At 51.2% G+C, this 19,254-nt stretch carries 19 protein-coding genes; 13 read left to right on the top strand and 6 right to left on the bottom strand.

Features of this window, described 5'->3' with window-relative positions; all coding sequences use genetic code 11:
* Positions 1-104: 104 nt before the first annotated feature.
* The gene (locus tag AAGJ81_02890; protein ID MEM0965086.1) at positions 105-665 is read right to left on the bottom strand and encodes a transposase; all 561 of its coding nucleotides are present in this window, start codon (positions 663-665) and stop codon (positions 105-107) included.
* 144 nt (positions 666-809) lie between these two features.
* Between AAGJ81_02890 and AAGJ81_02885 the strand changes: the two genes are divergently transcribed.
* From AAGJ81_02885 to AAGJ81_02860, 6 genes are all read left to right on the top strand, one after another.
* Positions 810-2,294 carry a hypothetical protein gene (locus tag AAGJ81_02885; GenBank protein ID MEM0965085.1) on the top strand — a complete coding sequence of 495 codons (1,485 nt, stop codon included), beginning with the start codon at positions 810-812 and terminating at the stop codon, positions 2,292-2,294.
* A 1-nt stretch (position 2,295) separates the two neighbouring features.
* Complete coding sequence (locus AAGJ81_02880) at positions 2,296-3,207, top strand: NAD-dependent epimerase/dehydratase family protein (GenBank protein MEM0965084.1); 912 nt, start codon at positions 2,296-2,298, stop codon at positions 3,205-3,207.
* Positions 3,208-3,402: 195 nt separating this feature from the next.
* On the top strand, positions 3,403-3,867 hold the full coding sequence (locus AAGJ81_02875) for an EVE domain-containing protein (GenBank protein MEM0965083.1): 465 nt from the start codon (positions 3,403-3,405) through the stop codon (positions 3,865-3,867).
* Positions 3,868-4,262: 395 nt separating this feature from the next.
* Entirely contained in the window at positions 4,263-5,612 is a 1,350-nt protein-coding gene (locus AAGJ81_02870; protein MEM0965082.1) for a hypothetical protein, read from the top strand.
* 20 nt (positions 5,613-5,632) lie between these two features.
* Positions 5,633-6,499: a type II secretion system protein gene (locus AAGJ81_02865; GenBank protein MEM0965081.1), complete on the top strand. Its 867-nt coding sequence runs from the start codon at positions 5,633-5,635 to the stop codon at positions 6,497-6,499.
* 229 nt (positions 6,500-6,728) lie between these two features.
* Entirely contained in the window at positions 6,729-7,526 is a 798-nt protein-coding gene (locus AAGJ81_02860; protein MEM0965080.1) for a hypothetical protein, read from the top strand.
* A gap of 100 nt (positions 7,527-7,626) precedes the next feature.
* Here AAGJ81_02860 and AAGJ81_02855 read toward each other — a convergent pair whose 3' ends face one another.
* The gene (locus AAGJ81_02855; protein MEM0965079.1) at positions 7,627-8,907 is read right to left on the bottom strand and encodes a YcjX family protein; all 1,281 of its coding nucleotides are present in this window, start codon (positions 8,905-8,907) and stop codon (positions 7,627-7,629) included.
* A gap of 159 nt (positions 8,908-9,066) precedes the next feature.
* Between AAGJ81_02855 and gdhA the strand changes: the two genes are divergently transcribed.
* Positions 9,067-10,404 carry an NADP-specific glutamate dehydrogenase gene (gdhA, locus tag AAGJ81_02850; GenBank protein MEM0965078.1) on the top strand — a complete coding sequence of 446 codons (1,338 nt, stop codon included), beginning with the start codon at positions 9,067-9,069 and terminating at the stop codon, positions 10,402-10,404.
* Positions 10,405-10,587: 183 nt separating this feature from the next.
* The gene (locus AAGJ81_02845) at positions 10,588-11,820 is read left to right on the top strand and encodes a cysteine desulfurase (protein MEM0965077.1); all 1,233 of its coding nucleotides are present in this window, start codon (positions 10,588-10,590) and stop codon (positions 11,818-11,820) included.
* Positions 11,821-11,866: 46 nt separating this feature from the next.
* Here AAGJ81_02845 and AAGJ81_02840 read toward each other — a convergent pair whose 3' ends face one another.
* The 3 genes from AAGJ81_02840 to AAGJ81_02830 all read right to left on the bottom strand — a co-directional run bounded on the left by AAGJ81_02840 (position 11,867) and on the right by AAGJ81_02830 (position 13,621).
* Entirely contained in the window at positions 11,867-12,415 is a 549-nt protein-coding gene (locus tag AAGJ81_02840; GenBank protein MEM0965076.1) for a hypothetical protein, read from the bottom strand.
* Positions 12,387-12,707 (bottom strand): hypothetical protein, encoded by a 321-nt coding sequence (locus AAGJ81_02835; GenBank protein MEM0965075.1) that lies wholly within the window; start codon positions 12,705-12,707, stop codon positions 12,387-12,389. Before AAGJ81_02835 ends, AAGJ81_02840 begins: the two co-directional genes overlap by 29 nt.
* Positions 12,708-12,772: 65 nt before the next feature.
* Positions 12,773-13,621: a cytochrome c oxidase assembly protein gene (locus tag AAGJ81_02830; GenBank protein ID MEM0965074.1), complete on the bottom strand. Its 849-nt coding sequence runs from the start codon at positions 13,619-13,621 to the stop codon at positions 12,773-12,775.
* A gap of 164 nt (positions 13,622-13,785) precedes the next feature.
* Here AAGJ81_02830 and AAGJ81_02825 point away from each other — a divergent pair, with 164 nt between their 5' ends.
* A complete protein-coding gene (locus AAGJ81_02825; protein MEM0965073.1) occupies positions 13,786-14,553 on the top strand; it encodes an N-acetylmuramoyl-L-alanine amidase in 768 nt (255 codons plus the stop codon).
* A gap of 42 nt (positions 14,554-14,595) precedes the next feature.
* The gene (locus AAGJ81_02820) at positions 14,596-16,029 is read left to right on the top strand and encodes a deoxyribodipyrimidine photo-lyase (GenBank protein ID MEM0965072.1); all 1,434 of its coding nucleotides are present in this window, start codon (positions 14,596-14,598) and stop codon (positions 16,027-16,029) included.
* Between the two features lie 82 nt (positions 16,030-16,111).
* Here AAGJ81_02820 and AAGJ81_02815 read toward each other — a convergent pair whose 3' ends face one another.
* On the bottom strand, positions 16,112-17,266 hold the full coding sequence (locus AAGJ81_02815; protein MEM0965071.1) for a hypothetical protein: 1,155 nt from the start codon (positions 17,264-17,266) through the stop codon (positions 16,112-16,114).
* Positions 17,267-17,433: 167 nt separating this feature from the next.
* Here AAGJ81_02815 and AAGJ81_02810 point away from each other — a divergent pair, with 167 nt between their 5' ends.
* Genes AAGJ81_02810 through AAGJ81_02800 form a run of 3 tightly spaced genes read left to right on the top strand, consistent with a single transcriptional unit; the run spans position 17,434 to position 19,125 of the window.
* The gene (locus tag AAGJ81_02810; protein MEM0965070.1) at positions 17,434-17,997 is read left to right on the top strand and encodes a type II secretion system protein; all 564 of its coding nucleotides are present in this window, start codon (positions 17,434-17,436) and stop codon (positions 17,995-17,997) included.
* Between the two features lie 5 nt (positions 17,998-18,002).
* On the top strand, positions 18,003-18,566 hold the full coding sequence (locus tag AAGJ81_02805) for a prepilin-type N-terminal cleavage/methylation domain-containing protein (protein MEM0965069.1): 564 nt from the start codon (positions 18,003-18,005) through the stop codon (positions 18,564-18,566).
* Positions 18,567-18,615: 49 nt separating this feature from the next.
* Positions 18,616-19,125 (top strand): SET domain-containing protein-lysine N-methyltransferase, encoded by a 510-nt coding sequence (locus AAGJ81_02800; GenBank protein ID MEM0965068.1) that lies wholly within the window; start codon positions 18,616-18,618, stop codon positions 19,123-19,125.
* Positions 19,126-19,254 lie beyond the last annotated feature (129 nt).

The raw sequence follows: 19,254 nt of genomic DNA, 5'->3' as shown, positions 1-19,254 counted from the left end.
AATCCTCTATGGAGGGACGCCGGCCTCGGCGTCTTTGTTGCATCCATCTGGGAGCGCGGACATCGGGGCCGATGTCCCTCCATGGTTTATTTCTCGCGTAAATCCTATGAGAAAGACAATTGACTCAACTCGCCTTGGTAAAGCCAGTCGTTTGGTTCTGATACGAGCCCCGCTCGAACAGGATTCTCTCTAACGTAATTCCATTTTGCTGAGTAGCTCTCCCCACTCCGCATCTGCGTATCCCAGAAATCCCTTTGCCACATGAAGAGTGAATTCGTCTTTCGGATATTCATCGTAAAGATCCGTTTCCAGTGGCTGATCCAGTTCTTAAGGGGCATGGGAGGATCTTGTGCGGGTGAGCAAAAGAAGTGAACGTGATCGGGCATTAGCATAAATTTGCCAACGATCCAGCGATCCGTTTTAGCGAACGTTTTTCGAAACGCTTCCAAAGCAGTAGGATTGGCGAGGCTTGCCCTTCGGGACTGAGTGCAAATGGTGACGAAAATCAGGATCGAGCAATTGAACCTTGTAATTGGAGGATGATGTGCGGGGCGTTTGCGCCGTGGATTTTCGTTTTTTGTGTCGTTTGAAGGCACAATCTTTTTATTGAAGAGATTTTGGTTGATGGCAATGGAATGCGGACATCGGGGCCGATGTCCCTCCATGGATCTCGTTTTGGAGGGACGCCGGCCTCGGCGTCTTCGTTGCGTCCTGCAGGAATCCCGGGCCCCGCGTCCGCGGGGTCCCTCAATGAGTTCTTTGAATTGAGTCGTCTCTCATGATCTTCACTGCTTTTCTCCACCGATCCTATGGTGTCTTTTGGTCTATTGGAGATCGCGGTAGTTGCGGTGTATTTTGCTGCGATCCTTTTTGGGGGTTGGTGGACCTCGCGGAAGCAGAAGGGGGTTGAGGATTTTTATGTAGGGGGTCGGAACATTCCGTGGCCGGCCGTTCTGCTTTCCATCACCGCAACCGAGATTAGCGCCCTTACGTTTTTGGGGGTGCCCGGCGCTGGGTTTGAGGGAGACTTGAGTTACTTGCAGTTTGGTGTCGGATCGCTTGCGGCCCGATTTGTAGTCGCATTTTTGTTCCTCGGAGCGTTCTACCGGCTTCAGTGTGTGTCGATCTACCAATTCCTCGGGAATCGATTCGGTCCGACGTCTCACAAGACAGGTGCCGTCTTTTTCCTGGTCACCCGGATCAACGCATCCGCGATCCGGCTTTCACTGGCGGCAGGTGGTTTAGCCCTTTTCTTTGGTGTCCCGGTTTGGGTATCCGTTCTCGTATTCACCACCGTCGCTTTGATCTACACAGCTTCCGGAGGGATTCGGGCCGTCGTCTGGACCGATTGCATCCAAGCCGTGGTTTTCATCGGTGGAGGGATTGCGGTTTTTACCTATTTCCTTGGTGAAATTGGTTGGACAGACTTCTGGCAGCAGGCTTCGGAGCAAGAGAAGCTCCGGATCTTTTACTGGACGCCTGCAGAAGGATCTTCCTGGTTCGGTGATTGGAACCTTTTTTATCTCGCCTGCCTGAATGGGTTGGTAATGACGACGGCGGCCCTTGGATGTGATCAGGATCTCACGCAACGAATGCTCACCTGCCGATCCGTGGGACGGGCTCGCTGGAGCGTGATATTGAGCGGGTTTCTAGGTATACCGGTGGCGGGTCTCTTTCTCCTTGTTGGAGTGGCACTCTATCTCTGGATGGGAAGGGAGGGGATTCTTATACCCGATGAGGTGGGCGCGAATAATGTCTTTGCTTGGTTTATAGCTGAAGTGGCTCCGTCCGGTCTAAGTGCCTTGCTCTTCGTTGGGATTCTGGCTACGGCGATGTCGAGTCTGGATTCGGCATTGAATGCACTCAGCTCTTCGGTGGCTTACGACATTTTGGGAGATCGTTTTCGGAGTTCTGTTTGGTTTTCGCGATTGGGAATAGTGGTTTTCGGAGTCGTTCTGGCTGGAGTTGCGATCCTCTTGGATGGCTATGAACAGAGCTTGGTTTTCCTTGGATTTAAGATCGCCGGCATTACTTATGGGTCTCTCCTGGGAATCTTTCTTCTGGGTTTGCTTGCTCGCTCCCCTAGAGGCTCTGACCGGGGAAATCTCCTTGCGATGGTCATTGGAGCGGCGCTTTCAGGCGGCCTTCTCCTTTCGACAGAGCAGGGCTGGATTGAATTGGGATGGACGTGGGTTCCTTTGATCAACACTGCGTTCACCTTTGCATTTGCGTTTTGCTGGAGAGGGCGTGTTGTCACGGGAAAAAGCGACGAACCAATCAACGAAAGAAGTTAGAATGGCTGTAGATCAAAAGGGTGGGGATGGAGTGATCCTTGGCTGTGGTTATGTTGGGTGTGCAGTTGCGAGGCAGTGGCTTACAGAGGGCCGGCGGGTATTCGGGGTTTCTCGAAACAAGGAGATCCTCGCATCGATCGAAAACCCTAACTTTGTTGGCGTGGTCGCGGAGGTAGATTCAGATTTGTGGCACACAAAGGTCCCCAGAGAGCCAGAGATCGCTCTGAATTGCGTGAGCTCGGCGGGCGGTGGAATCGAGGGCTATCGAAAGTCGTATATCGGTGGGAATGAGTCTTTGGCGAAGTGGGCGCGTTCTGCGCAACCGGGTCGCATCCTTTACACGAGCTCAACGACTGTCTATCCGTTTTCGGACGGGCGGGAGGTGCGGGAGGAAGACGCAGGGGGCGATCTGCCGGAATCAGGGCAAATCCTTCTCGACTCGGAGGAGGTGCTTCTCGGCGATTCAGCGCTTGCGGATCGCAGCGTGGTACTGCGTCTTGCCGGGATCTATGGACCTACACGCCATTACCTGTTGGATAGCTTACGGAGTGGTGCGACGGTTTTGCCGGGACGGGGTGACTACTACCTCAACCTGATCTATCTCGATGACATCGTTTCTGCGGTAGTGCGGTTTGCGAGTGACGAGGGAGTTTGTGGAAAGGCGTTCAACATATCCGACGGAAACCCATCAACCAAAGAAGAAGTGGCCTCATGGATCGCCGAGACCTTGGGACTGCCGCCGCCGGTTTTTGATCCGAACGCAGTAGGGGGTCGAAGAATGACGGTGAATCGGGCGGGGGGTCCACCAAACCGGCGCGTGCGGATTGACAAAGCACTTGCAGAGAGCTCTTGGAAGCCATCCTTTCCCGGCTTTCGCAAAGGGTATGAGGAGATTTTGAGGAGTGGAACGTAGGACGAAGGGTTGTCCGTAGGTAGTTGTTGGAGGGACGCCGGCCTCGGCGTCTTTCTTGCGCCCGGCCGGAGATGCGGACATCGGGGCCGATGTCCCTCCAGAAACCGTTTTGGGGACGAACTCAGTTTGGAGGTTACCCTTTCTCTTGAAGAGAGAAGGTTGCTCTGTCGTGCGGAGAGTGCTTTACCTCTTCCTATGAAGTATTGGTTGATGAAATCGGAGCCGGATGATTTTTCCATCGATGATTTGAAAAATGCGAAAGGAGGCGTCGAGCCGTGGGATGGCATTCGCAACTACCAAGCCCGCAATTTTATGCGGGATGAGATGGAGATCGGCGACCGGGTTCTTTATTACCACTCAAACTGTAAGGAACCAGGGGTGGTAGGGTTGGCCGAGATTGTATCTGGTCCCTACCCGGATCCAACCGCTTTTGATTCAAAGGCAAAATACTACGATCCTAAATCCGACCCGGAGAATCCCCGCTGGATTCTTGTGGACGTAAAGTTTGTCGAAAAATTCTCACGTATGGTCACCCTCGCCGAAATGCGTGAGACCAAGTCGCTCAAGGAAATGAGAATTCTTCAACGCGGAAATCGTCTCTCCATTACTCCTGTTCGGAAGAGTGAGTATGATTGGATCTTGAAGATGGCGTCTTCGTGATCATCCGGCGCATTTTCCAGAGGACTGGATTTCTCATGATGTTAGTTACAGAGGTTGGAGGAGCGTTGGACAGCAACCAGGCTTCAAAATCCTGTCTCTAGGTTAATCTGCTCAGAGCCCTTATTTCTTTTGCCTTCAGTCTAGCTAACGCCTATTGATTTCCAAGAATTCGACTAGGGGAATTCACTAGTTCTCTTGGGTGCCAAGGAAATGAATTGAGGAAATCGGCCGATTAGATGGGCAGCCTTAAAATTTCGGACAGTCTTTGTTGATATTGAGACTGATTCCCCTTTGTATTCCTGAATAGAGGAATTATGCATCGTCTGATGAGTCGCTGAAGCAGCGAAGAGCGGCTCAACATTTTGGAGCAGAGGGATTGGTTGAAAGGCAAAAGAATGGATTTAAGAAAGGCTAGTGTTAAGCTAGGGACTCTGTGGACTTTAACCACCGGGAGTCTGAGCGTGAATGGAATCATTGTTGAACCTGTGATCCCTGAGGGTGGTGTCAGTGAAAATGCGGCTTGGACTCGCTCATTTGTAGATCCATACACAGAATTTGAGATTCCAGAGGCGGGTGGCACTTCAGATGTTCCACCGTCCGATGAAGGGAATCCTGTTAATTTGTTTCCTGTCGAAGGCACTGTTCAATTAGACGCCCGGCTCTACCAAATCGGAGCTCCAGGGGCTATAATCACCTCGTCAGGAGGTATATATGATTTTAATTCACCACTGACGTTCCTAACCTATGGGGCTCCAGAATTCGACGTTTCCTCAGTTTTGTTTCAAACCTCATCTGTAGGAAGCGTGCCCGACATCGAGAGTGCTTCATTGCTCTATCGAGAAAGTGCAGATGGTCTACTTATTGAGGCACCAGCGCCCACCGGAACGGGTTTTTTGCAGTTGGGTGCTGGTCTCTTCGCCCAAACTTTTACCGCTTGGGAATGGGACCTTTCTGGCACTTCAATTTATGATTTTTTTGTTATTTTTGAGTCTGCTTCATCATCTCTCAGTCTTTGGGACCTGTCGTTGGACACGCTTGGGACTCCGACGAGCTACCTTGACGGTGTTCGTTTTGATATCACGGCGAATTCTGGATTTTCTGGCTTTTACCAAGTCCTCCACAACAAGGCGGGCGAAAGCGAACCCCGCATAGTATATCAAGTTGGAGATACTGTTGAGGTTACCGCTGTGGAAGGCTTCGAGTTTAAATTTGTGGGTTGGACGGGGGACCTGTCGGGAGACAACGAGTTCGAGACAGTTATTCTCGATGAGGATCCAACCGTTAGGGGCGTCTTTTCCCCTGAGACTTATTTTGCGTGGATGACAGACACCATTACGCCCGCGTTTATGATACCAAACCCGCCTTACAGCCAACGATCTCCTGCGAACGCCAACCCCGATGGAGATCCTTTCCCCAATATAATGGAGTATGCTTTCGGAGGGTTTCCAGAGGTGTATGACGCAGACAGGATCACTCCAAAATTAGTGGTTAATTCTGAAGGTGAGGTATTCTACGTTTTCCGGCGACAGATGGGAGCAACCGATCTCGTCTATCGAGTGCAGGTATCAACGGATTTGGTCACGTGGAACTACAACGGAGATGGGACTGGAATCGATTACACTGAGGAACAGCCAAACCCAGTGTTCAATGGAGACGGAACGGAAACGGTCACTGCCAAGATTCTCTCGCCGGATCCTGACACTGACTCCGTTTTTGTACGAATTGAGATCATTTGGACACAGTAATTTTTTGGAGGAAAAAACTGATGTTTTGCCGAAACAAAGAACACAGTGGCGAAGGATTTACTTTGATAGAGCTTTTGGTCGGAATTGCAATCATCGGCTTGCTAAGCGGAATCATTGCCGCAGGAGTAAGCTCAGCCAGAAGTAGCGCAGAGAAAGTTGAGGTTAAAGCCGGAGCTCGATCACTCATCCAAGCATATCTTCTGACGCCCCTTGAAAATAACGGCCAGTTTCTTCCGGGCTACGCGAACGTAGGCGAGATCCTTATCGTCCCTGGTGGACGCAGGCTTCATCCCGCAAGTGAAGAGGCGAAACGGTACCCATGGAGGCTTGCAGAATATATGGATGGAGGGGTGAGGGGCCTTTTTGTCTCTGATCACCTAAGGTTTTACGATGAATTTGCAAAGGAGAGCCCGTACGCTGTGAGTCTGAATCCGTCGTTTGGGATCAATTCTACTTTTGTCGGTGGGCACCAGGATGGTCGGCGCTCTGATCCAGGGTATTCACCTAGCGGGCGATTCGTAAGGGATCCAGCTCTTCCCCGCAACTTCTGGGTCCTGCGGCCGGAGGATGCACACAACCCGTCCAATCTGATCGTCTTTGCAGCATCTATCGGAGGATCTACCCCTTTTTTTGACGAACCAGTAGGATTTTTTAGAGTCACTCCCCCACAATCTCCTGGGACTGTTGCTTGGGGTTCATATGATCCTGAAATTCCAGCGAGTATGGGTCATTTATCTCTCGAGTTCGGCGGTGAAGCGGTAGTTTCTCATCTTGACGGAAGCACCGCGTTTCTAAGCGAGGAGGAAATCCGGGATATGAGGAGGTGGTCGAATCAGGCTTCTATCTACGATGATCCTAACTTTAGCAGCTGGAATCGAGACGATTAGCTCTCATAGGATAAACTCCCTAACTTGGCCAGAGATCAGGTGGAAAGGATCAGAATAGTGATTTTCAGACGTGGAGGATTGAATCCGACCAGCAGCAGTACCTTTCCTGTAAGGCGTTAAGAAAAAAGCTTGGAAAACCTCCTCATTAAGCTTGACGATCTCAACAGTTGGGATTGAGTCTCAAGAGCTTTAGACAGAATCAACATAAATATCGAAAAACAGAAGAGACATGAAAGTTCGTTTAAAGGATACCAACTGCATTTTGGTACTGGCTCTGATCCCGGTGGTCGCTAACGGATTTATTGACGTATCCTTGACAGGCGTCACTGATTACGACGAGTGGGACAACCTCACCATCAGCAATCCACAGATTGCCTCTGTTAACGCTGGTGCTGGTGACGGATTTGGATCATTTCCTGGAGACACGCCTTGGCCCGAAGCAATTGAGTCGGTCTTGACGTTTGGCACGGCAGAAAGTGACGACGATGACCCAACGGGTGATGCGGCCTTCGGGAAGATCTCTGGGAACGGTTACCCGGCTACGATTTCGATATACGGAGCACCTTTTAGTTTTATCGGTCCTCACATTCCAGCAACGCACAACGTTTTTGACACGAACTTAATTCCTGACATTGAAACGATCATTTTCCAAGTCCGGATCGGTCAAGGTAGCGATGGATGGATCGATGGCTTACCTATCTTGACTCTTAACGGCGGGGATGTTTTCGCAAACAACACGGACTACTTCTTTGAAAGAACCTTAGGTGTGGAGGACACAGGTTTCGGAGATTCGGAGATCAAAGAGTTTTCATTCATGTGGGATCTCGCCAGCTATACCGACCCTATCACAGAATATGATATTCAGTGGACAATGTCCGGAACCAGCACAACGATTTTGGCCCTTGAGTTGAACTCGGGTGATACTTTTTCTCCGACAGCCGTTCCAGAGCCTTCAGTCTTCTCCTTCTTCGCGGCAATCGGAGCGGGTGTTCTCGTTCTAACGCGTCGCCGGCGGGTCGCTTCCTAGGGGGTCTATTCACTTACCTAACTCGGAGCCCAGCCATCTAGGAGGCTGGGCTTTTTTTTGTTTTCGTCTTGGCGTTTTATCTGAGGCCTTGGGCGCTGGCCTAGGCCTCAATAATCGATCTAACCACCCGATCCAGATGGATGTGGGCCGGAGGGTAAAGGCCGTTTCGGGCAATTCTTGGGTCTAGGCGAGGGAAGCGGAAATCCTTGGGGTCCCACTGGTCCGGCCACCGTTCGGGAATTTTCGGAGGAGTGACAGAAACGGGTTTTCCTTCTCGGAAACCATTCAGTGATCCGTCTGCCGAAGGACTGTCTGTTGTCGAGCGGACCGCCGAGCAAGCCGTGTAAAGAACTTGGATTCCGTGAAATCCGGCCCCTCGAATGACTGGTTCGCCGAGTGCTCGCACTAGATCTTCGAGACGGGACCGGTCTTCTGGTCGGAACAGGTCGATTTTCGTGGCGACGAGTACGATACTGCTGAGCCTTCCCGGGAATTTGGAATCATCTACTGGAGTGAATGAGCGTCCGAGGAAGGAGGCTAGTCTTGCCCATATCGAATCAAGGCGAGCCAGAAGCTCGCCGAGAGAAGAGAGGAGCGCGTGTTGGTCTCTAAGAACGGAAGGTCCACCGGAGAGAATCCAGCCAACATCGATCGGGATGATTAGAGCGTCTGCATTCGCGATCAACTTCTCCAGGGGCCGAACGTAACATTCCTGATAGGCGTTGAATTTCGAAAGAAAATTCCTGTTTCTGTTCCCGTTTTTCAGTGGTGCAAAATCTTCGTTCTCACTGGTGGAAGATGTTTCAAAGACGCGGGAGCAGAGGCTGGCTGGCGTCGTGAGATATCGACCTCTTCGGGTAGCCTCCACCACGACTTTTGCGTAGATCTCGGCTAGGGATTCGGGACTCGCGTTCTCTGATTCAGCTTTTCTAAGTTGAGCCATCCCCTCGACCGAAGGTGGGTCAAGAGGGTCTGGGAAAAGATCGGTGACTCGATCACTCCAGGCTTGAAAATCTCCTTGGCCGAGAAAGTCGGCTAGATTCTCTCCAGGGAAGTCGATAAAATCCAAAACGAGATCACGCTTCCACGCCTTTCGGTTTTGAGCGGAGAAACGCAAAGCTGCTGGCTTCACGGTTACTTCCGGCCAAAGCGCCGCTTCAGAAGCTTCCTTTAAGATTCGGTCCAGTGGTAGCGCGGGGAAGTCGCCCGGATAAGGCACCACCTGGTGTCGAATCCACTCGTCAGTTGTCCGAAGGAACCTCGCCGGATCTTTCCTCAGGTGATCAAGAAGTGAAGCGAGAAGAACGGATTTCCCTGAATGCCTTGGGCCAACAGCGACGATCCTGCGGTATCGACTGACCTTTTTGAAGAACGGCGGCATGAGGTCGAGAGTTAGGGGCTGCTGCGAATGGTTGCGAGGGATTTCTATTTGCTGGTTCGCAAATGTCCTTGTTGAATGCCTGCGGACATCGAGGCCGATGTCCCTCCATTGGTGCTTTTGAGGCTCGCACCTTTTGTAACAAATCTCCATGCTTTTCCTATGAACGACTACCTCGAATCCGTTCTGGAGATTGTCCGTCAGCGCAATCACAATGAGCCGATCTTCATTCAGGCTGTTGAAGAAGTTCTCCCTTCTCTTGAGCCAGTGCTCACAGAGTTTCCGGAAATTGAAGAGCTCAATTTGCTGGAGCGCGTCTGCGAACCGGAAAGGCAGGCGGTCTTTCGGGTGGTGTGGGCTGAAGACAGCGGAAGGGTCAATGTAAACCGTGGGTTTCGGGTCGGATTCAACAGTGCGCTCGGTCCATACAAGGGAGGCCTGCGGTTTCATCCCACGGTTAACCTTGGGGTCATCAAGTTTCTTGGGTTTGAACAGATCTTTAAAAATAGTCTGACCGGACTCTCGCTTGGAGGAGGAAAGGGAGGATCTGACTTTGATCCACGAGGTCGGTCAGACCACGAGGTGATGCGCTTTTGCCAGGGTTTCATGACGGAGTTGCATCGGCACATTGGCCAGCAGACGGATGTTCCAGCAGGAGATATCGGTGTAGGCGGTCGTGAGATCGGGTATTTGTTTGGGCAATACAAGCGTTTGACGAACCGTTATGAATTGGGGGTAATCACCGGGAAAGACGCATCCTGGGGTGGCTCTCTGGTTCGGAAAGAGGCTACTGGCTACGGATGCGTTTATTTTGCGGAGTCGATGTTGGGAGAACGCGGTGAGGGTCTGGAAGGAAAAACCGCTGTAGTCTCCGGCTCGGGAAATGTTGCCATTTATACCATCCAGAAGTTGCAGCAGAAGGGCGCAAGGGTGATTTCCTGCTCAGACTCGGGCGGTTCTGTTTACGCGCCGGCCGGAATCGACGTGGACTGTCTGCGTAGTCTGAAGGAAATCGAAAGAGGTCGACTTTCGGAGTATCCAACGGGGCGGGACGGGGTAGAGTATCGTCCTGATGAAACGGTTTGGGATTTGGAATGTGACCTTGCTTTTCCCTGCGCTACGCAAAACGAAATCTCAGAGACAGACGCAGAGACCTTGCTTGGAAACGGTTGCCAACTGGTTTGCGAAGGAGCGAATATGCCGTGTGAACCGGGTGCCATTCACCGTTTTCTCGAAGAAGGAATTCTCTTTGGACCTGCGAAGGCAGCTAATGCGGGTGGAGTAGCTGTATCTGCTCTCGAGATGCAGCAGAACGCTTCGTTGGAGCAATGGAGCTTTGCGGAAGTCGATACTCGCCTTCAAGAGATTATGAAGGGAATCCATCAGCGGTGTTTGAACTTCGGAAGTCGTTATGCGGGACCGGAAAACTACCAAGCGGGAGCGAACATTGGAGGTTTCGTGCGCTTGGTGCAGGCAATGAGAGCTTTCGGCCTAAGTTAGGGCAGTTCGCAGAAGATCTTCAACGGGCAAACACGGTTCCTCTTACAATGGGTGAAGTGCCCTCGCCGGCGCGCAGGCAATTCTTGCGAAATTTAATTACTGACCATAAAAACCGCTTCTGAAAAATCTGGGCTCCCTTTTGCGTTTTAGGGTAGGGCCAGATAGGGTAACGAGGTGAATGGAATGACTATCGAAATGGATCTGGATGTGGATAAGATCAGGGCTGAGTTTCCGATCCTTGCGCGGGAAAAGTATGGAAAGGCTTTAGTGTATTTTGATAATGCAGCGTCCACCCAAAAACCTCAAAGGGTTATCGACTCACTCAGTCAATTCTATCGCGAGGGTTACTCCAACATCCATCGGGGACTCCACTTTTTGAGCGAGGAAGCGACTGCCGCTTACGAATCGGCAAGGGAAACTGTGGCTGGTTTTCTGGGTGCGGCTTCGGCTGGCGAAATCATTTTTACAAGAAATGCGACCGAATCGGTAAACCTTGTCGCATCGAGCTTTCTGCCTTCAGTTGCCAAGCCGGGTGGGACGATTGTCCTCACTGTTATGGAGCATCACGCGAACATTGTTCCTTGGCAGATCGCTGGGGAAAAGCTGGGGTTGTCGGTTAGGCCTGTTTTGATTTCCCCCGAGGGAGAGGTGGATCTTGAAGACTTTCGAAAGGCTCTCTCCGAGGAGGCAGTAATGGCGGGGTTTTGTCATGTTTCGAATTCCCTTGGGACTATAAATCCTGCGAAGGAGATGGTCGCTCTCGCGCATGAGGTTGAAGTTCCTGTGCTGGTGGATGGTGCACAGGCTGTGCCTCATCTAGCCGTTGATGTGACCGATCTTGATTGCGACTTCTATGTTCTCTCGGGACACAAAGTGTTCGGTCCAACAGGGATCGGTGTCCTCTACGGAAAGAAAGAATTGCTCGCGAAGATGGCTCCGTACCAAGGAGGAGGCGACATGATTGAGAGAGTGTCTTTTTCTGGAACGACTTTTGCCGAGCCGCCAGCTCGGTTTGAGGCAGGAACTCCGCATATCGCTGGTGCGATCGGACTGGCGGAGGCCATTCGGTTTATTGGGGATACCGGCTACGAGAGGATGGAGCGCCAGGAGGATACCCTCTTGAAAAAAGCGACTGCTGGCCTTGAGTCTCTAACGGGAGTGCGCCTCGTCGGTGAAGCGCCTAGAAAGGTAGGGGTTGCGTCTTTCGTTGTGGATGGAGTTCATCCTCATGACTTGGCAACGTTCCTTGACCGAGATGGGGTCGCGGTTCGCGCGGGACATCACTGCACCCAACCTTTGCTTGAGCATCTTGGTCTCACTGCGACGACCCGCGCCTCCTTCGCGTTCTATAACACGGAACAGGAAGTTGATACGTTTCTTACTAGTTTAGAAAGGTCGATCGCTGTTTTACGTTAGAGCCTCTGAAACGCTGATACCTCCTGAGTTCGGTATCAGGCCAAGCTCAAGGTGCTTTCAGGTGGAAATAACCGATCCCACACGGTATCGATCCGAAGAGAACCAGTAAAATCGCGAAGATCGAATAGGAACCTACCGGAGGATAGAAAAAAGACAACGCGGCACCGAAGGCCCAAAAAGCGGCTAAAAAACTTACTGCGATCGAATTGCGAATTCTTCCGAGGACAAAAGCTGCCGCCGCCGCGACAAGACAGATGACTCCGGGAACCAATACCGAAGGAACTTGTCGAACCACACTGAAAGCGATCGTCAACCAGATCAGGGCGGCAGGAATTAAAAACTGTTTTGACTTCCAGTAGGCATGAAAGCTCGATCCCGGGCCCGCAATGTAAAGAAGGCAAACCGCACCTCCAATTACCAAAGAGGGTAGCCAGATGAAGAGTGCGGAGTTGATAGCGAAACCGTAGTATAGGCGTAAGGCTTCCGAGATCGCACACTTTGCGGCAATGAGGCAGCCAAAGCAGGAGAGGAAAAGGAGCCCGCGGAGACTGGCATCGTCCAGAGGCTCAAGAGTAAGGGGATTTGGCCGGTTCATTTTCTTGATCAAATGCATCAGGGTGAAACCCAAACCAACAGGCCAGGGTGATCCGTAGGAGAAAAGGGTAGAGCAAGACTGGTAGTCCGAAAGACAAGACAACCCCAAGAATGGTCGCAGCGAAAACGGGCACCCAGTCCAGAGCAACAAGAAGGAGAATCGGGCACACTGCCAGTAAGACTACGAGTACATACCCAAACACCGTTGTCCATAGGGTCACGCCACTTTCTTCTTCGTAGCGCAAACCACAGTAGGGACACTCACTGCGAAGACGGAACCCCCATTTTTTCATCTTGTGGGTGTCGGAAGGATCGCCCCGAAAAAGGCCCGGACCACCACACCGAGGACACAACCCTCTTAGGCACCGATTGATGACGAGTCTTCGAGCGGGGTAGTTGAAGTCCTCGACGGAACCTTCGGAGTTTTCTCTTCGAAGATCTCGTCCGATTGTGTGGTTTTGGCCCATTGGTAAAAGCAGTAGCCAAAAATGGGTAAAACGAAAACCATTCCACCTACTTTCATAAGAAGCCCGCCGAGGACCTGATCATCGATAGGGCTAAGATCAATTATCCTTGGAGCCCATTCGTAGGTTGGGTAAAGCACGGTCCCTGACATCGTGAGAACTCCAAACACCGGAAGTTGCGTGATCATGAGGATAAAAAGCATGAGAAGCCTTGCGGGGTAACTAATCGGTGGAAGAATCTTGGAGGGAGTAAACAGGTTCCAAGCTACTCCTATCGATGGTATCCAGATAGTAAGGTGTTCAAGGATATGAACCGTCTTATTGGAAAGTGCTGCCTCATAGAGTGTGGGGACATGCCAGAGACTGAAGGATAGTGTAAAAACGGCTCCCGTCAGAACCGGATGAAGAAGCGAATGGAAAATCGAGACCAGCCTTGGGTGTTTGCTCAGAAATCGATCAACCTGTTGCGGCGGCAGGCCGATAACAAAGAGCACCGGCGTAACATACATAAGGAGCAGGTGCTGGATCATATGAGCGGAGAAGAGATAGTCCTCTCCCAATTGATCGAGTGGTGAGCCCACTGCCAGGTAGGTAATCGCAAGTCCCAGATAGAATGAAATAGACCGTCCCAAGGAATACGAATCCGACTCCGAGCGGAAAGGGCCGGTCCAGAGTGCATAAAGCCAGGCAGGCAATAAAAGGCCGATCAAAAGAAACGGTTCTGTGTGCCAATGAAGAACCATATACCGAGACCCTAGTCCCACTCGAAGAATTGGTAAAGGGACTTATCGTGCGAGTAGACGATTCAGGGGTTGAGAATCCATTGATCAATGAGGTTTGGGTCGAGGCCTCCTTTTACCAGTGAAAGTTTGGAACTGGGCCGAGACCTTTGCGATTGAGTTTAGACATGATTCTTGAGAAACGGCGGGTTTTGTGGTTGGGTCTGCGAGTGGACCGTCGACGTTTTTGCAGCTTGGTAAGTGCTGGTATCTCTACCGGCACCCTCGGTTTGTGGCCGCTCCGAGCGTACAGTGCGTCCGGCGGTACCTACACCGTTCGCAGTGGAGATACCCTTTCGGGGATCGCGGCAAAGTTCGGTACTTCAGTTGACGCGATTCGTTTTGAGAACGGAATCACCGGTGATTTGATTCGGGTCGGGCAGGTGCTTCAATTGCCTGGCGATAATGTGTTGTCCGAGGTGAAACGTGTTTCAGAGCCGAAGCGAGGTGGTCTTCGGACCTGGCGGTATATTGTGGTTCACCACGCAGGAGTGGGCACAGGTAACGCACAAATCTACGACAACTACCACCGAAGAAGAGGAATGCGTAATGGATTGGCTTACCATTTTGTCATTGGCAACGGCACCAAATCGGCGGACGGAGAAATCGAAATCGGACCTCGGTGGGACCGGCAACTTCATGGCGGTCATGTAAAGTCTTCCAAGGTGAACGAGCAAGGTGTGGGAGTCTGTCTTGTCGGCAACTTTCAGTCCAGCCGTCCGACTGCTCGGCAGATCGCTTCCCTCACCGCTTTGACGGGTTACCTGCGCGATCTCATCCCGAATCGGACGAAATTTGCAGTTCACCGGGAGATTGACGGGAAGCACCACACGGTTTGTCCCGGCCGGTATTTCCCGACCGCGAGAATGCATGGACTGTTTCCTGACGAGTGGTGATTTTGCCGGAGATTAGGTAGCGGGCGACCGCTCGTCGCTACTATGGAGTCTGAAAAGACGATTTTACTGTGGTTCCGAAAAGACCTTCGAATACAGGATAACTCTGCGTTCGCACAGGCGATCGAGATGGGTTATTCGATTGTTCCGGTTTTCATTCTCGATGAGGATGCGGAAGGACAGTGGAAGCCTGGAGGAGCTTCGAAGGTTTTTCTTCACGAAGCTATTGCTTCTCTGGAAAAGGATTTAGCTGCCCTCGGGTTAGCGCTGGTAGTTCGGAAAGGTTCCAGTGATAAAATTTTGGAGGAATTACTCAAAGAAACAGCGGCAGCTGGAGTGTTCTGGAACCGACGTTACGAGCCAAGAATCATCCGTCGAGACTCCGAGATTAAGAAGCGTCTCAAGGAGGCTGGGAAAGTGGTTGAGAGCTTTAACTCTTCGTTACTGTGGGAGCCGTGGGAGGTGGCTACCCAGCAAGGAAAACCGTTCCAGGTGTTCACTCCATTTTGGAAAAATGCGGGTTCACGGTCGATGCGTGAGCCGGTTCAGGTCGATCTGGAAAACCTGCTGATCCCGAAATCTTCCCCGCGGTCAGACTCCTTGGAGTCGATGGGACTTTTACCCGAGCTCGACTGGGGAGAAAAGCTGCTGGCTCGGTGGGAGGTGAGCGAAGAAGCGGCGCACAAGAAAGCTTCGGACTTCCTCTCAGGACCAGTGAGTGCGTATGATACTGATCGGGATTTTCCCGGTATCGACGGAACCTCTAGCCTCTCTGCGTATCTTCATTGGGGCCTGATAGGTCCTCGACAAGTATGGTCTTTAGCGGTCCGCAAGGAACAGGCTCACACCCAAGGAGGTAAAACCTTTTTGTCAGAGATTGGTTGGAGAGAATTTGCTTACCACGTTCTTTATCATTTCCCGCAAACACCAGAAAGGCCACTTCGCGATAAGTACGCGGAGTTTCCGTGGGAGGTTTCGGTAGATTCTCAAAAGAAATGGGAGAGTGGCGAAACTGGGTATCCGATTGTTGATGCTGGGATGAGGCAGCTTTACAGCGAGGGTTGGATGCATAACCGGGTAAGGATGATTGTTGCGTCATTCCTGGTGAAGCACTTGCTGCAGCCATGGAACGCGGGTGCAAAGTGGTTTTGGGATTGTCTTGTGGATGCCGACCTCGCGTCCAATACCCTTGGCTGGCAGTGGAGTGGAGGTTGTGGGGCCGATGCTGCGCCTTATTTTCGTGTCTTTAATCCGATGACACAGGGAAAAAAATTCGATCCAGAAGGACTTTACGTGAAAAAATATGTCCCGGAACTGAAGCACCTCTCAAAGTCATACATTCACGAGCCATGGGAAGCCCCAGACGATGAATTGGAGAAGGCGGGCGTTGAGTTGGGAGAGACATACCCATTCCCGATGATTGAGCATAAGGAAGGAAGAGAGCGCGCCCTGGCGGCTTTTGAATTGGTAAAGGGCTGAGGTCCCGATCGCCTCCGTTTTCTCAGTCTTCCACAGGGCCTTTTTGGTCCTCTTGCGGTAATGAATACTCCCGTAAGTAACGCTAGGGAGACGGGAAGGTGGGATCCAGAATGAGGTGATCTCCTGGCCTTACCGTAAATTTTCCCGTTTCGGCTGGTGTTTCGTCATTGAGGAAGAGCTCTGCCTGAAAAGAGTCCTCAATCTCGGCTGTCCATATCCATTCACCGATTCCGGTCATTTCTAGCCGAACGCCTTTTTCCGGGGAAAGAAGCGGGTGATCCCCTCTGAGGTAAACTCCGTTTTGGATACCGACGAAAGCTGAGACAACGATTGATGCCTTTTTACCGATCGATTCAGCCTCCCTTTTTTCGGAGGAAGAAACAGCAGCAGTAGCAGACTCGTCTTTATTCGGAGAAGTCTGCCCTTCACCGTTCTTTCCCGGTTGTTTTTGCGCCTTCGAATCCAGTTCCTTTGATTCTTCTACTTTAGAGGGTTGAGATGCAGCTGCTCCCTTTGCGGGAATGGGAGAAGGCTCTTCTTCACTGAGGGTCGGCACTCCGAAAAGCTGTGAACGGCGTAAGTCGTCCAGCTTAATCTCCAGGCGTTTTACTTCCACGGATATTTGTTCCAAGCCGGTCTGGACGAGCTCGCGCTTTGCTGCGTGTGCCGAGAAGGACTGCAATTGATCCGACAACTTCTCGACGATCTTGGGGTAGTCTCGCACTTGCTCGAATTGGGCAAGAATCTCTTCCTGTAGCCTTTTCTGTTCAGCAGCTGCCTTTTGCAGCAGTGTATTCGTTTCTTCTTTTACCCGATTCAGAAGTTCTTCCGCAAAACGCTCACGAAATTCGTGATCCAAAGAGTCTTTCAGCTTCTCACCAACAAGCTGAGGAAGCCTCTCGGAGACGAGTCTGAGAGGGTTTTCACTCATTTCCTTTTCTCGCAACTCGGTCAAAATCTCCTCTGATCTCGAAAGTGCGGCGCGTAAATTCACTGCCGCTTGAGAGGCACGATTCCGACTGACGTTAAGTAGGGAAAACTGGTCTAGTAAGAATGGGATCAGAGTAAGCACCCCACCGATAGCAAGGCACAGGACGACTAGAAGAACTGTGGAAACGGAAAAAGGTTCGGGTCCGAAGAAAACGAGGGAGGCACCGAGAGCAGCTAAAAGAATGTTTCCGAATACAAAGGGTGTCTTTGGGGTTTTTCGGTATCGAATACTAGTATCGCTTGTCACGTCCCTGTTTTGGGTAAATGAACGCCGGGAAGCAATGCCCCTGTTAGCGATTTTTTGATTTCAGACGTCCTTTTCATGCAAAAATCTCGAGTTGAATTGTAAACATCCGATGAATCTTGCGGGTAGAATTCGGTTGCGGCGCGGAATGAGATGAACAAGATTTAGGTATGAAAAGAAATGCTGGCTTCACATTGGTAGAGCTTCTGACAGTGATTGGAGTGATTGCGGTTTTATCAGCAATTTCCTTTGGAATCGCTGCTGGCGTTTATCAGAGGCAGGCGCGTACAAAGGCGGCCGCAGAGTTGTCTGCCCTGGCATCTTCTCTCGAGGCCTACCGCGCAGAACATGGATCTTATCCGATCGCGACAGGCGCCAGTTGGGAAGAAAATGCAGAAACACTGTATCAGGCACTCACGGGACAAACGGATCCGAACGGCGATTCTTTCCGTGATTCCAACGGTTCTGAAACCACGAAGAGAGCGTTGGTGGATGTCTCTAAGTTTGAACTCGAGAGTCCGGAGAACGGTAACACTTTTGCCTCTGACAACAAATTTTTGGACCCGTGGGGCAATCCATATGTCTATCAGTACAACAACGACTCCTCTTCTTGGAATCGGTTCGGCTTTGTCCTATTCTCGCGGGGACAAGATGGTGACCTGACCAATCCATCGAGCGGAATCGTCGATAAGGCAGCGAATGGAAACCCCGACAATATTTACCTCAACGAATGATAGCCATGACAAAGAAATTAAACAGAAAATCCAAAGGTTTTACCCTAATTGAACTTCTTACGGTGATTGCGATCATCGGTATTCTTGCCGGGATCATCATACCGGCCGTCGGTGCAGTAAGGGAAAACGCGAAGAAGACTAAGACCAAATCTATGTTCAGCCAGTGGGTGGCTGCGGTTGAATCCTTTCGTCAGGAGTATGGTTATTACCCCCGATTTGATTTTCCGCAGACCGAAACCGGCGATTTTTTCGCTGTTTTGACCGGAGACGAAGGAGATACCACGTTCAACAAAAAGAATATTCGGCTCTACTCGTTTGCAGAAGATTCGATTGCGACGGATTCGCCTTATGGCGTTGCGGATGGAACAATTGTTGATGCGTTTGGAAATCCCAACATCTACATGGCTGTAGATAGTAATCGGGACGGCAGGATCGATGGCTTGCAAGAGGGTAACCTCACTTCACAGACCCGGGGTCGTTTGCCAACTGGGGGTCTCAGAGCGTCAGTCGTGTTTTTTTCCGAGGAAGATGACGCCAATGGCTTTCCCGAAGTCGTTAGCTGGGAGTAATCTCTGTTTTCGAGTTGCCCGCGGTGAGCCAAATCATTTTTGGTTCTGAATGAGCAACAAGTCGCGTCCCTACGTGGTGCGCAAGTCTTCGATTCACAATCGAGGCTTGTACTCGCGCCGTTTGATCGACGAAGGCGAGTATGTAATCGAATATCGAGGTGAGAAAATCACCAAGGCGGAATCGGAAAAGCGTGCGATTTCCCAGGACGCAAAAGGCAAAAAAAATGGTTCGGGTCAGGTGTATATTTTTGAGTTAAATAAGAAATACGACCTCGATGGAAATAAGCCCGGAAACGTAGCCCGTTTTGCAAACCATAGCTGCGAACCTAATTGTGAAGCGGTCAACTACCGGGGAAGGATCTGGTTTGTGGCTCTTCGGGAGATTCTTCCGGGAGAGGAATTAACTTTCGACTACGGATATGCTTTGGAAAGCGCGCTGGACCATCCTTGTAAGTGCGGCACGAAAGACTGCGTCGGATTTATCGTCAATGAGGCAGACCGGTCCAAGCTGAAGAAGATGCTGCGAAAAAAAGAGAAGAAGAAGCGGCTGCTGAAATGATGGAATCAAAGATGCGGCCAGCGACGGGTATGAGGTGCGTGGTGCAGTGAGTCTATCAGAGGATCAAGAGACAGAGGCACGAGAGAATAGGGATTCCCCGCTCACCCGGGTGCCGGATCACTCTCTCCC

Source organism: Verrucomicrobiota bacterium, assembly GCA_038744685.1.
Taxonomy (GTDB): Bacteria; Verrucomicrobiota; Verrucomicrobiia; order Opitutales; family Puniceicoccaceae; genus Puniceicoccus.
This window is presented reverse-complemented; position numbering and strand designations above follow the sequence as displayed.

Coding starts and splice junctions, on each gene's coding strand:
- AAGJ81_02890 (MEM0965086.1), bottom strand. CDS start 665: ATGGAGGGACATCGGCCCCGATGTCCGCATTCCATTGCCATCAACCAA.
- AAGJ81_02885 (MEM0965085.1), top strand. CDS start 810: ATGGTGTCTTTTGGTCTATTGGAGATCGCGGTAGTTGCGGTGTATTTT.
- AAGJ81_02880 (MEM0965084.1), top strand. CDS start 2,296: ATGGCTGTAGATCAAAAGGGTGGGGATGGAGTGATCCTTGGCTGTGGT.
- AAGJ81_02875 (MEM0965083.1), top strand. CDS start 3,403: ATGAAGTATTGGTTGATGAAATCGGAGCCGGATGATTTTTCCATCGAT.
- AAGJ81_02870 (MEM0965082.1), top strand. CDS start 4,263: ATGGATTTAAGAAAGGCTAGTGTTAAGCTAGGGACTCTGTGGACTTTA.
- AAGJ81_02865 (MEM0965081.1), top strand. CDS start 5,633: ATGTTTTGCCGAAACAAAGAACACAGTGGCGAAGGATTTACTTTGATA.
- AAGJ81_02860 (MEM0965080.1), top strand. CDS start 6,729: ATGAAAGTTCGTTTAAAGGATACCAACTGCATTTTGGTACTGGCTCTG.
- AAGJ81_02855 (MEM0965079.1), bottom strand. CDS start 8,907: ATGCCGCCGTTCTTCAAAAAGGTCAGTCGATACCGCAGGATCGTCGCT.
- gdhA (MEM0965078.1), top strand. CDS start 9,067: ATGAACGACTACCTCGAATCCGTTCTGGAGATTGTCCGTCAGCGCAAT.
- AAGJ81_02845 (MEM0965077.1), top strand. CDS start 10,588: ATGACTATCGAAATGGATCTGGATGTGGATAAGATCAGGGCTGAGTTT.
- AAGJ81_02840 (MEM0965076.1), bottom strand. CDS start 12,415: ATGAACCGGCCAAATCCCCTTACTCTTGAGCCTCTGGACGATGCCAGT.
- AAGJ81_02835 (MEM0965075.1), bottom strand. CDS start 12,707: ATGAAAAAATGGGGGTTCCGTCTTCGCAGTGAGTGTCCCTACTGTGGT.
- AAGJ81_02830 (MEM0965074.1), bottom strand. CDS start 13,621: ATGGTTCTTCATTGGCACACAGAACCGTTTCTTTTGATCGGCCTTTTA.
- AAGJ81_02825 (MEM0965073.1), top strand. CDS start 13,786: ATGATTCTTGAGAAACGGCGGGTTTTGTGGTTGGGTCTGCGAGTGGAC.
- AAGJ81_02820 (MEM0965072.1), top strand. CDS start 14,596: ATGGAGTCTGAAAAGACGATTTTACTGTGGTTCCGAAAAGACCTTCGA.
- AAGJ81_02810 (MEM0965070.1), top strand. CDS start 17,434: ATGAAAAGAAATGCTGGCTTCACATTGGTAGAGCTTCTGACAGTGATT.
- AAGJ81_02805 (MEM0965069.1), top strand. CDS start 18,003: ATGACAAAGAAATTAAACAGAAAATCCAAAGGTTTTACCCTAATTGAA.
- AAGJ81_02800 (MEM0965068.1), top strand. CDS start 18,616: ATGAGCAACAAGTCGCGTCCCTACGTGGTGCGCAAGTCTTCGATTCAC.